At 38.4% G+C, this 12,124-nt stretch carries 8 protein-coding genes; 3 read left to right on the top strand and 5 right to left on the bottom strand.

The window, feature by feature from the left end:
* Nucleotides 1–55: 55 nt before the first annotated feature.
* From ACSQ6I_RS22725 to ACSQ6I_RS22715, 3 genes are all read right to left on the bottom strand, one after another.
* Nucleotides 56–373 (bottom strand): Nif11-like leader peptide family RiPP precursor, encoded by a 318-nt coding sequence (locus ACSQ6I_RS22725; protein ID WP_438892531.1) that lies wholly within the window; start codon nucleotides 371–373, stop codon nucleotides 56–58.
* A gap of 42 nt (nucleotides 374–415) precedes the next feature.
* Nucleotides 416–853, bottom strand: a complete 438-nt coding sequence (locus tag ACSQ6I_RS22720; protein WP_438892530.1) for a nitrogen fixation protein — start codon at nucleotides 851–853, stop codon at nucleotides 416–418.
* Nucleotides 854–979: 126 nt separating this feature from the next.
* Complete coding sequence (locus tag ACSQ6I_RS22715; RefSeq protein ID WP_438892529.1) at nucleotides 980–1,237, bottom strand: hypothetical protein; 258 nt, start codon at nucleotides 1,235–1,237, stop codon at nucleotides 980–982.
* A gap of 394 nt (nucleotides 1,238–1,631) precedes the next feature.
* Between ACSQ6I_RS22715 and ACSQ6I_RS22710 the strand changes: the two genes are divergently transcribed.
* Together ACSQ6I_RS22710 and ACSQ6I_RS22705 are read left to right on the top strand one after the other, a co-directional pair.
* Nucleotides 1,632–2,936 (top strand): P-loop NTPase fold protein, encoded by a 1,305-nt coding sequence (locus tag ACSQ6I_RS22710; RefSeq protein WP_438892528.1) that lies wholly within the window; start codon nucleotides 1,632–1,634, stop codon nucleotides 2,934–2,936.
* A gap of 102 nt (nucleotides 2,937–3,038) precedes the next feature.
* A complete protein-coding gene (locus ACSQ6I_RS22705) occupies nucleotides 3,039–8,279 on the top strand; it encodes an eIF2A-related protein (RefSeq protein ID WP_438892527.1) in 5,241 nt (1,746 codons plus the stop codon).
* Nucleotides 8,280–8,322: 43 nt separating this feature from the next.
* On the opposite strand, the gene trmB is transcribed toward ACSQ6I_RS22705, so the two are convergent.
* The gene (gene trmB / locus ACSQ6I_RS22700; RefSeq protein ID WP_438892526.1) at nucleotides 8,323–8,958 is read right to left on the bottom strand and encodes a tRNA (guanosine(46)-N7)-methyltransferase TrmB; all 636 of its coding nucleotides are present in this window, start codon (nucleotides 8,956–8,958) and stop codon (nucleotides 8,323–8,325) included.
* Between the two features lie 515 nt (nucleotides 8,959–9,473).
* Between trmB and ACSQ6I_RS22695 the strand changes: the two genes are divergently transcribed.
* The gene (locus tag ACSQ6I_RS22695) at nucleotides 9,474–10,583 is read left to right on the top strand and encodes a metallophosphoesterase family protein (protein ID WP_438892525.1); all 1,110 of its coding nucleotides are present in this window, start codon (nucleotides 9,474–9,476) and stop codon (nucleotides 10,581–10,583) included.
* A gap of 47 nt (nucleotides 10,584–10,630) precedes the next feature.
* On the opposite strand, the gene ACSQ6I_RS22690 is transcribed toward ACSQ6I_RS22695, so the two are convergent.
* Nucleotides 10,631–11,857, bottom strand: a complete 1,227-nt coding sequence (locus ACSQ6I_RS22690) for an FIST signal transduction protein (RefSeq protein WP_438892638.1) — start codon at nucleotides 11,855–11,857, stop codon at nucleotides 10,631–10,633.
* Nucleotides 11,858–12,124: the final 267 nt, after the last annotated feature.

Here is a 12,124-nt window from a genome sequence, read left to right as displayed (position 1 = left end):
CTGATTAAAATTTTTGGATGTGTTACCGTACAACTTCAAAATTATAGAAAAGGACTTAGAGTATCCGCCAGATTTGACTGATAACAACTCCGTATAACAGAATCGGAAAACCTATAGGTAAAAGAACAGATGTCGCTCCACCAAAAACAGCTTCTAATTCTTTTTCATTGAGGTCTCTTAAACCTTCAGGAGAATTACCTGATTCCAGCAATTGCTCTGTATATTCTTCAAACTCTTCTTGAGTAAAGTTATAACCAGAAGTTTCTAGAATTTCTCTACCTACTTCTTTCGTATCAACTTCTTGAATTTGGGTACGAAAAGCCTCATCAGAAGCTAGTTTTTCGTAAAAAGCTCTCACGTTTTCTAGAGACATGATCTTCTCCTGAAATAATTTGAATGCAGTTTATTATTTTGGTTAATTAGAATGTGGTGCGGCAACTTTAACTGCTAATTCAGATGCTTTGTAGTTATCTGTAATAACTTGCGGACAACGCATACAAGCTGCCTTACCTTCTTGGTTCCACCAACGACAATCTCGACGTATGGAACAAGGTGGTAATTCTTCTGTTGCTGCGGGTAAATTTTCGACAATTCGTGTTGCTAAACGGCAATCTTGTCCATCAAAATGCTGACAACCTGTAGCTGCACAAGGTGCTGCTGTGCGGAAAATTTCAGCAGGTGTAATTGGACTAGCCTTTGCTATTAGTTCATCTGTGATAGGTTGGGGCTGTTTGAGATAAGCTACACGGGGTTCTGCCACTGTCCCGCTGATAATGCCAAAAACAACGCTATTCTCAGATTCAGGTCTAGCACTGGGGCAAAGTGTAGTTTTATCAGTAGGAATTTCTTTCATGATGAGCCTTCTGAAAAAATGACCAGCCGTAACCCAACCTCTGCTTAGAAATTCGCATCCTACAACTACTTTTGTAGGTTCGACAATAACTAAATACGGCTGGGCAATTTTCTTATAAGTCAATACCTAAATGGTTTGAATTTTAGGATCAACAGCGATGAGTCCTATTGTGATAGGAGGACAAATAATGTAACCAAAGATAATGGGCTTAATGGATAAAGAAGCCCCACCTGCAACGTTTTTTGCTTCCTCATCAGATAAATCTAACAAAGCCTCTTCTGAATCTAAAGCTTCGTGACGACGTGCTACTGCATTGTTTACAGCTTCATCAATCAGGTCGTTAATTTCAAATTGATTGTTGTGATGTTTATTGTTGATTTCCATTTTATTTTTCCTTATAGTGAGTGTGTACCTACACCGCCTTATTTTATCTATGAGAAAAATTATTTAAAGATAATCCTGTGATTTTTATTAACCAGAAATAAACCTTTTATGTCACTAAAATATCCCAGGTATCCAACCTCAAAAATATGACGTATTTCCGTTAGTCACCTTGAAAGGGCTAGTCCTAGTAATAACTAAAATATTTATGTCCCAAAAAGTTGGTGTAGGGACTAAATTCGCACATTTCCACTGGAATACATTTTAAACAACAGTGCGTGTGAGGAGTATCGCTTATGCCGCGCTATCACGAGTCTAATTTCTAGCTTAATTTTATCATTACCTGTATAATTACTGAGATATGAATTAAGATTAGACTCGTTTTAGGCAATTTCTCATGACACTTGATTTAAAAAGATTTTATCAAGCTTGCAACCCTAATAAAACTCTTGATCAAAGCAAAGCTGAGGATAGACAATACTATATTGATTTTTCCGAGGTGCGGGGTGCAGAAATAATTAGAGAATTAAAACGAACTATTACACTGCTTTCTCCAGAATCACCAACTTGTCAATTATTTACAGGACATATAGGTTGCGGTAAATCTACAGAATTACTACGACTGAAAGCAGAATTAGAAGAACAGGGATTTCATGTAGTTTATTTTGAATCTAGTCAAAGTTTAGATTTAGCTGATATTGATATTACAGATATTTTACTAGCCATAGCACGTGAAGTTAGCCAAAGTTTAGAAGCAGCACAAATTAAACTCAAACCAGGATATTTTCAAAATCTATTTACCGAAATAGCTGAACTTTTACAAACTCCCCTAGATATTGGTGTTGAAGCCGAATTATCTGTATGTATTGGCAAAATTACCGCTAAAACTAAAGATAGTCCTAAACTGCGTAGTCAGTTACGACAATATTTAGAACCCCGCACCAATGGCATTTTAGAAGCAATTAACAAAGAATTACTCATACCTGCAAAAGAAAGACTTAAAAAACAGGGTAAATCAGGTTTAGTAGTTATCATTGATAACCTAGATAGAATAGATAATGCACTTAAACCAAATGGTCAATATCAACCAGAATATCTATTTGTAGAACGTGGTGAACAGTTAAACAAATTAAACTGTCATGTTGTGTATACAATTCCCCTAGTTCTCATATTTTCTAACGCTTTAGGTAGATTAACCAATCGCTTTGGAGTAGATCCTAAAGTCTTACCAATGGTTGCAATTAAACAGAGAAACGGTCAAGATTACCAAGCAGGAATTACACTCCTACAACAAATGGTAATGGCTAGAGCTTTTCCTGATGTAAATTGGGAACAAAGTCAAAGTTTAGTTACAAAAATATTTGATAGTCCTGAAACATTAGAACGACTTTGTAAAGTTAGCGGTGGTCATTTACGTAACTTATTAATGTTATTGTTTCGCTGTTTGCAAATAGAAGATACACCAATTTCTAAAAAATGTGTAGAAAGTGTTATCAAAAAACGTTGTAATGAGTTAAGTTTAGCAATTACAGATGATGAATGGGAGTTACTAAAAGAAGTATGGACAACAAAAACCTATAGAGGTGAAGACAAATATGATATCTTACTCCGCAGTATGTTTGTATTTGAATATCGAGATGAAGATGGATCTTGGTTTGATATTAATCCAATTTTGATAGATTCCAAAGAATTAACATCATAAATAATCACATTGCGTATCCAGTTCCCCTCCTCGCTTGCGGGGAGGGGTTAGGGGTGGGGTGTTAGGGTAGATTAAAACATTTTCAAATCAGCATTTAACATCATGAATAATCAAGAAAGTCCTCCTGGAAATAATGATAATTCGCTCAGAACCATATTAAGAGCAATTAATTTCTCACAAGGTCAATTATCACTGATTTTCCTTCGCTGCAACTATGCAAAACTACGTCAGCAGATAGCAGCACAACTCAAAGAAGTTTCTTCTATACCCATTAGAGAAATTACTTTACCAGAATCATCTAAAAGTCTCTACAATAATATATCTCAAGAATTGGCAGATGAACAACCACAAGCTGTAATGATTTCTGGGTTAGACTCCGTTAAAAACATCGACGCAATTTTGAGTTTATCTAATCAAATTCGAGAGGAATTTAGAAAAAACTTTCCTTTTCCGATTTTGATTTGGATAGATGATCAAATTCTCAAAAAAATCATCAGAGTCGCACCAGATTTAGAAAATTGGGGGAGTATTATTGACTTTGAAAATGATACTGATGATTTAATTGATTTATTGCAAGAAACAACAGAAGAAATATTTAATCATGACGTTACCCCTAATCCCCAAGTTTACAAAGAAATAGAATCAGCACATCAGGATTTACAAGATAGAGGAGAAGATATAAACCCAGAAATACAAGCAGGTTTAGATTTAGCTTTTGGTTTACGGGAATATCAACAAGATCATCTAGATAATGCTTTAATTTATTATCAACGCAGTCGAGAATTTTGGCAAATTCATAATCACTTAGAACGTCACGGTATGGCATTGGTTAAAATCTCTTCAGCTTATACTCGAAAAGCTGAAATCAGTAATACCGAAAATAAAGAAGATTGGCAAAATGCGAGAGATAATTTACAGCAAGCTTTAGAAATTTTTGAACAAGCAGAAAGATTAGATTTAGTAATTGAATATAACAACCATTTGGGTGAAATATTACGACAACTAAAATCATGGAATGATTTAGAAAGTTTTGCTCAAAAATCTCTAAAATTATATGAAAACCTCTCTCCAAACCTCGCAGGGAAGGGGGTTAGAGGGTTAGGGCAAAATTATGGTTTTCTCGCAGAAGTCGCATTAAAAAATAAAGAATGGCTAAAAGCGAATCAATACGCACAAAAAGCATTAGATATTTTAGCGAATATTCCTAATTTACCATCTCAAGAATATGGTTTATATCGCTTATTTTTTGCACGTTCTCAGATAGGTTTAGGAGACAATATCGCAGCAATTGAAACTTTAGAAATCGCTAAAAATGAAAGTCATCCTCAGTATAATCCTAAGCTATATATTGATATCTTAGAACAATTAAATTTCCTGTATTTTCAAGAAAAACAATATTTAAAAGCTTTTACAATTAAACAAAAAAGACTACAAGTTAAACAACAATATGGATTTGTAGCTTTTATTGGTGCATCTTATCTAAACCCCCAACGCAAAGTTATTAAATCTGAAAATTCAGAAGTTGAAAATACAGGAATAATTGCTCAAGAAATTTCCGCTTCTGGGAGAGAAGAAGATGTAAAACGGTTGCGGGGAAGAATTGCGGGAAATGAACATAAATTAACTGTTATTCATGGACAGTCTGGAGTTGGGAAAAGTTCAATTTTACAAGGTGGTTTAATTCCTGCACTGCAACAAGAACCAATTGGAGAACGTGAGGCTTTACCGATTCTTTTACGGGTTTATACAAATTGGTTAGAAATTTTAGGAGAATCTTTAAAATCAAATATATCAAATGTAGGGACAATTCATGAATTACCCCTACACTCTACAGATGCAATTATTCAACAATTACGAAAAAATGAAAACAGGAATTTGTTAACAGTTTTGATATTTGACCAATTTGAAGAATTTTTCTTTGTGTATAGTGAACAAAAACAAAGAAGACAATTTTATGATTTTTTACGAGTTTCTCTAGATATTCCCTTTGTGAAAATCGTGCTTTCTTTACGAGAAGATTATTTACATTATTTATTAGAATTAGACCGTTTAGTTGATTTGACAGTTACGAATAATAACATTCTTGATAAAAATATTCGTTATTATTTGGGTAATTTTTCACCCGCAGATGCTAAAGCTGTGATTAAAAGTCTGACTGAAAAAACACGCTTTTATTTACAAGCAGAATTAATTGATGAATTAGTCAAAGATTTAGCAGGAGATATTGGAGAAGTTAGACCAATTGAATTACAAATAGTCGGGACACAATTACAAACAGAACAAATTAAAAATTTAGATAAATATCAAGAATTTGGTAAAGAAAAATTAGTTGAGAAATTTTTAGAAGATGTCATTAAAGACTGTGGTGCAGAAAATGAACAAATAGCGCGACTGGTTTTATATTTACTCACAGATGAAAATGGCACAAGACCTTTAAAAACTCGTGCTGAATTAGTAGAACAGTTAGCAGCAGGAATTGAAAACCTGGATTTAATCTTAAATATTTTTGTTGCGTCAGGTTTGGTTTTACTTTTACCAGAATCACCTGCGGATAGATATCAATTAGTGCATGATTATTTAGTTGAGTTTATTCGTCAACAGCAAGGAAATGAGTTATTAGCGAAATTAGCCAAAGCCGAGGCAGAATTAAAACAGGAACAGGAAGCAAGACAAATAGTAGAAAATGCAAAACTTCAAGCTGACGCACAAATTAAAGAAGGACAAAAAAGATTAAAGTTAAGTTCTGCTTTAGCTGTGGGTTTAGTAATAATTTCTGGTATTGCTTCGGTTTATGGCATGAATCAATTTAGCGAAACTAAAAAAGCCAGAACTAAACAAGATGAATTACAACAACAAACGCAACAATTAGTAAGTCAAACTAAAGACTTAGAACTAAAATCTCAACAAGCAGAAGAAAATAAAAAAGCGGCAGAAATTAAGTTTACACAAGCAACACAGGAAACTCAAAAAGCACAACAAAATCTATCAGTAGCTAAAACAACGTTAGTAGAAGTAAATAAACAAGCGGCAATATTAAAACAAAAAAATACAGAAGCAGAGTCAAAAATTCAAATAGCTAATGCCAGTATAAAAATTGCAGAGGATAAATCACAACAGGCAAGCAAACAACAAACGGAAGCAGAACAAAAAGTACTAAACGCACAAGGAACATTCAAACAAGCTAATGATGCTTATTTAAAATCATTAAACGCTCTTGAAAAAGCCGATAAAGCTATAGTTGCAGCCAGAAAAAACTTGAATACAGCACTCAAAGCCCAACAAGAAGCATTACTAGTTACCAAACTAGAACAAGGTGGAGTGAATGTTTTAAGACAGTTCCAATTTGAAGAGTTACCAGCTTTAGTGTCTGCTGTTCAGAATGGTAAAACTTTAAAAACATTAGTTAAAAATAGTCCCCTTGATAAATATCCCACGATTAGCCCTATCTATGCCTTAAATAATATCCTCGATAATATTAAAGACCGTAACCAATTTAAAGGGCATCAGAGTGAAGTCTGGGGTGTGAGTTTCAGCCCTGATGGAAAAACTATTGCTACTGCTTCATCGGACAATACAGCACGGTTGTGGAACTTAAAGGGGGAACTGCTGAGGGAATTTAAAGGACATCAGGGTTATGTCTGGGGTGTGAGTTTCAGCCCTGATGGAAAAACCATTGCTACTGCTTCATGGGATAATACAGCGCGGTTGTGGAACTTACAGGGGGAACTGCTACAAGAATTTAAGGGGCATCAGGAACGTGTCACTAGTGTGAGTTTCAGCCCTGATGGAAAAACCATTGCTACTGGTTCAGGGGACAAAACAGCGCGGTTGTGGAACTTGCAGGGGCAACTGCTGAGGGAATTTAAAGGGCATCAGAGTGAAGTCTGGGGTGTGAGTTTCAGCCCTGATGGAAAAACCATTGCTACTGCTTCATTGGACCATACAGCGCGGTTGTGGAACTTGCAGGGGCAACTGCTGAGGGAATTTAAGGGGCATCAGGAAGTTGTCACTAGTGTGAGTTTCAGCCCTGATGGAAAAACTATTGCTACTGGTTCATGGGATAATACAGCGCGGTTGTGGAATCTACAGGGGGAACTGCTGAGGGAATTTAAAGGACATCAGGGTTATGTCAATAGTGTGAGTTTCAACCCCGACGGTCAAACCATTGCTACTGCTTCATTAGACAATACAGCGCGGTTGTGGAATCTACAGGGGGAACTGCTGCATGAATTTAAGGGGCATCAGGAAGTTGTCACAAGTGTGAGTTTCAGCCCTGATGGAAAAACTATTGCTACTGCTTCATGGGACAAAACAGTGCGGTTGTGGAACTTAAAGGGGCAAAAGCCGCATGAATTTAAGGGGCATCAGGAAGGTGTCAATAGTGTGAGTTTCAGCCCCGACGGCAAAACCATTGCTACTGCTTCAGGGTACAAAACAGTAGTGCGGTTGTGGAATCTACAGGGGGAACTGCTGCAAGAATTTAAGGGGCATCAGGAACGTGTCACAAGTGTGAGTTTCAGCCCCGACGGTAAAACCATTGCTACTGCTTCAGGGTACAAAACAGTTCGGTTTTGGAACTTGAGGGGGGAACTGCTGCAAGAATTTAAGGGACATCAGGGTTATTTCACTAGTGTGAGTTTCAGCCCCGACGGCAAAACCATTGTTACTGCTTCAAGGGACAATACAGCGCGGTTGTGGAACTTGAGGGGGGAACTGCTGCAAGAATTTAAGGGACATCAGGGTTATTTCACTAGTGTGAGTTTCAGCCCCGACGGCAAAACCATTGCTACTGCTTCAGGGGACAATACAGCGCGGTTGTGGAACTTGAAGGGGGAACTGCTGCAAGAATTTAAGGGGCATCAGAATAAGGTCAGAAGTGTGAGTTTCAGCCCCGACGGCAAAACCATTGCTACTGCTTCAGGGGACAATACAGCGCGGTTGTGGAACTTGAAGGGGGAACTGCTGCAAGAATTTAAGGGGCATCAGAGTTTTGTCATTAGTGTGAGTTTTAGCCCCGACGGCAAAACCATTGTTACTGCTTCAGGGGACAATACAGCGCGGTTGTGGAACTTGAAGGGGGAACTGCTGCAAGAATTTAAGGGACATCAGGGTTATTTCACTAGTGTGAGTTTCAGCTCCGACGGCAAAACCATTGCTACTGCTTCAGATGACAAAACAGCGCGGTTGTGGCCTGTGCGGAATTTAGATCGGTTACTTGTGGATGGTTGTGATTGGTTAAAGTATTATTTGCACAATCCGGGTATTAATTTGAGTCCAGAGGATCGGCGGTTGTGTGATGATGTGAAATTGTCTGAATCAGGATTTGCAGGATTTAAGGATTAACAGGATTAAGACTGGAATTTTATCACTAATTACCAATCACCAATTACCGCTTCACAAATAAAGCCCGATAAACTGGTTCACCCTTGTTAATAGTGCCTATTTCCCGTTCTGTGGGAACTGGGAGGGGGTTTGCTGCTAACCATTCCTCTGTACCCATTTTCTCAAATGCTGGGTGTTCGGAAAAGCGTTCCGACATTTCCACTGCAATAAATTTTTGATCAGACTGCACAAAAACAACTCCTCCCACTGTCAAATAACCTGCTAGTTCTGCCACTAACTCTGGTTGCACTACACGTCTTTTAGCATGACGGTTTTTAAACCAAGGATCGGGAAATTGAATTGTTACACGTTGTAAAATTCCTGGTGGCAAAGTAGATAAAATTGGTGTTAATGAATTATTTACATTGCAAAATAAATAATGCAAATTTATTAAATCCAGTTCAGATCGCAACTTATTTGCTTCCACTACCAAAGGTTCCCGAATTTCCAAACCTAAAAAATTCCAGTTCGGTTCTATTTGTGCCATCTCTAGTAAAAACCTGCCCCTAGCACAACCAATATCTAAGTGCAGAGGTTGATTTGGCTGTGCATAAACTTTTTCCCACTCTAGGGGATTAGCTGGTATTTTATACTTGCTGGCAAGTGGGTTAACGTGTTGACGAACTCGAACAACTGCCAAAATCAAATCTCCTTTAAGTACAGGGCTTACATATACTGTAAACGGGTGAAATCTGGACTTATGTCATACTGAGCGTAACGTAGTGCAGCGTTCGCGGAGCGTCTCGTAGAGAAGTATCTCGGAGATTCTTCACTTCGTTCAGAATGACACTTTTAACCCGTTTTTAGTATAACTGGCATATTAGTTAGGTGCGTCAGATGTCAAATATCTGTTGATAATAACTAATTTGTAGGTCTGACGCACCCTACAAGAGATATTGAAATAATTCGTGGTTTTTTCCCTCCTCTGTGTCCTCTGCGTCTCTGCGGTATGGCTAACGCTCCCGTAAGGGATACGTTTATCTTGAAGTAGGTCTGACGCACCCTACAAGAAAATATTAAATGTCATACATAAAAATTAAACTCAAATGTATATAAATATTAAGTCTAACCGCTGATCCCCAGTCAGACAAAGCAAGAGTTATACTTTGTAAAAAAGAGTATTTGCACTTCGGGTTTTAACATTTTCTTAAATCAATGAATATGAATTTTCGTTTTGCCATAGTTAGCGATTTACACATTGGACTTCCCCATACAATTTGGGATCATCCTAGCCGCTTTCATCTTGTGGAAGTGAGTATTCCAGCTTTTGAAAGTGTACTAGAACATTTAACACAATTAGATTTAGATTTTCTTTTGATACCAGGAGATTTAACTCAACACGGTGAACCAGAAAACCACACTTGGTTACAGACAAGATTATCTCAACTACCTTTTCCCGTTTATGTTGTTCCGGGTAATCATGATGTTCCTGTATTAAAGGCAAATGAGCAATCTATTGCTTTTGCAGATTTTCCCCATTATTACCGCAAGTTTGGTTATGAAAACCCAGAGCAATCTTATTACAACTGTCAATTGTTACCTGGAGTCCGGCTGATTGGTCTAAATTCTAACTCATTTGATGAGCAAGGTCAGCAAGTAGGGCGTTTAGATTCCGAACAACTCAGGTGGTTAGAAGCAGAACTGGCAGCGATTGAGAATGAATTAGTTTTAGTAATGATACATCATAACGTTGTTGAGCATTTGCCTAATCAATCAGACCACCCAATGGCAAATCGTTATATGTTGCAAAATGCGCCAGAACTTCTAGGTTTGCTGCGTCAATATGGAGTGAGATTAGTATTTACAGGACATTTGCACGTTCAAGATGTAGCTTGTGCAGATGGAATATACGATATTACGACAGGTTCATTAGTCAGCTATCCTCATCCTTATCGGGTTCTAGAATTTCAACGAGATCATTTAGATAGGGAATGGTTGCAGATTGTATCTCATCGGGTGGAATCAGTACCTGATTTTCCCAACTTGCAGCAATCATCACGGGAATGGATGGGCGATCGCTCTTTCCCCTTCCTCATCAAGCTACTAACCCTACCTCCCCTCAACCTACCATTAGCCCAAGCAAAACAACTAGCTCCCGATTTGCGAGACTTTTGGTCAGCTGTTGCTGATGGAGATGGAGTCTTAGACTACCCTGAATTTCCCCTAGAAGTCCGCCATTACATTCAAAAATATGGTGCAATTACTCAAGATAGTAATCCTTACCTAATTGACAACAACAGCACGATTTTAATTCGTAATTCGTAATTCGTAATTCGTAATTATCTCTTCTGCCCCCTGCCCCCTGCCTTCTGTCACCTGCCCTCTGCCTCCCTCTTCCCTCGGCAAATTGCAAAAACTGAAGTGTAACCGTGAAGGAAAGTTCTGCCGCTAACCGGTCCGATTTCACCACCACAGAAACAGCCTCCCATCGGGATGTCATGGAGGTAACGCTTAAATAACTCAGAATCAAAATTCGATTTACCGTAGAGTCCCGCACCACGTCCCACACAACTAAACATCAAAGCTACTGAGGGAGAGGATTCATTGCTGCTTTGGTCTTGATATTCTTGTAAGAGAAATTCTAGGTCTTCAGCGGATGCTTGAGCATCACGGAGGTGAAATTGTAGCCTTTGACCGGGACGAACGCGATCGCCTATTGCGATCGCACCAGCGGATGGATCTACTCCCAGTAAATTGCGAATGAGAAAATCTCCCTGCTTTAAAGACAGCTTAAACTCATTCATTGCTAAACCCACAAATAGAGAATGCTGTGCCAGCATCTTCTCTTGTTCACTGAGATTACTAATTAAATCTCGCAGCACCACCAAAGGTACTTTTTCATCCAACTCCAAAATAATATTCCGTTCAGCTTTGGTAACTTGTAATGGTTCCCCAATAGGCCTGCATCCTTGAGCGACAATTGTTTCTAGCACAATATCGCCACTCAAAGCCAAACCTACCGTACCTTGACGATACAGACGATTATTACAAAATAGAGCAATGCGATCGCTCACAAATCCCCCACTAGCTTGTCCACCCACAACCACCGAACCAGGATAAGCAAAATCTAACCCCTGCAACAGATCATTCGTTCCCGACGAAAAGGCACTAGACAACAAAATAAACTGGGGTACAGGTGATGCTGGCACACCGAGTAAATTAATCCAAGCATCTGGTGAACTATCCAAATCAGGTAATTGGTCAGCTAGAACATGAAAAGCTTGAAGATTCACCCCTGGTAAATGAGCCAAAATTAAGCTAAGGGCTGGTTCTGCTTCTACTTCTTGCGTTTGGCTTTTCGATGTCGTACCAATTACACCCGCAGCACTACATCCAATCAGCACAGGTACTGAAAGTTTTTCCGCCAACAACGGCAAAAGTCGGGAATACTCACTCGTAAAAGCAGACGAAATGAATACCAGTCCTAGATTTGCAGGCGCTGTTAAAGACGAGACAGCTTGTTGTACCACATCTGCAACAGCTGCTTCCAAAGAATGATGGGTTGATAGGGCATTCGCCCACTGCATTTGGTCTGCCATGAGTTCTGGGCTTCTCTCTGTGTTGAGGCTAGTAGTTTGTGCTATCCAGGGAAATTCCATCCTACAAGAGTTGACCACCAGCCCTTTGTATACCCCTTATTACCCTGTCAATCACAGGCAGCTAACTGGGGCGGTTACTGCCTAATATATCCATTTAAATATATTGTATTATTGTTTTTCTGTAGTACTGACACCACAAAATCTTAAAACATAGGGAGGAATAAACTACAGATGAGGTAATTTGCTGTATTAGTTATCGTTGATTAG

The sequence above is a fragment of the Anabaena sp. WFMT genome, assembly GCF_051781005.1.
In the GTDB taxonomy this organism is placed as follows: domain Bacteria; phylum Cyanobacteriota; class Cyanobacteriia; order Cyanobacteriales; family Nostocaceae; genus Anabaena.
Note: the sequence above shows the minus strand (reverse complement) of the source record. Positions and strands in the feature narration are given on the sequence as shown.

Coding starts and splice junctions, on each gene's coding strand:
- ACSQ6I_RS22725 (WP_438892531.1), bottom strand. CDS start 373: ATGTCTCTAGAAAACGTGAGAGCTTTTTACGAAAAACTAGCTTCTGAT.
- ACSQ6I_RS22720 (WP_438892530.1), bottom strand. CDS start 853: ATGAAAGAAATTCCTACTGATAAAACTACACTTTGCCCCAGTGCTAGA.
- ACSQ6I_RS22715 (WP_438892529.1), bottom strand. CDS start 1,237: ATGGAAATCAACAATAAACATCACAACAATCAATTTGAAATTAACGAC.
- ACSQ6I_RS22710 (WP_438892528.1), top strand. CDS start 1,632: ATGACACTTGATTTAAAAAGATTTTATCAAGCTTGCAACCCTAATAAA.
- ACSQ6I_RS22705 (WP_438892527.1), top strand. CDS start 3,039: ATGAATAATCAAGAAAGTCCTCCTGGAAATAATGATAATTCGCTCAGA.
- ACSQ6I_RS22695 (WP_438892525.1), top strand. CDS start 9,474: ATGAATATGAATTTTCGTTTTGCCATAGTTAGCGATTTACACATTGGA.
- ACSQ6I_RS22690 (WP_438892638.1), bottom strand. CDS start 11,857: ATGGCAGACCAAATGCAGTGGGCGAATGCCCTATCAACCCATCATTCT.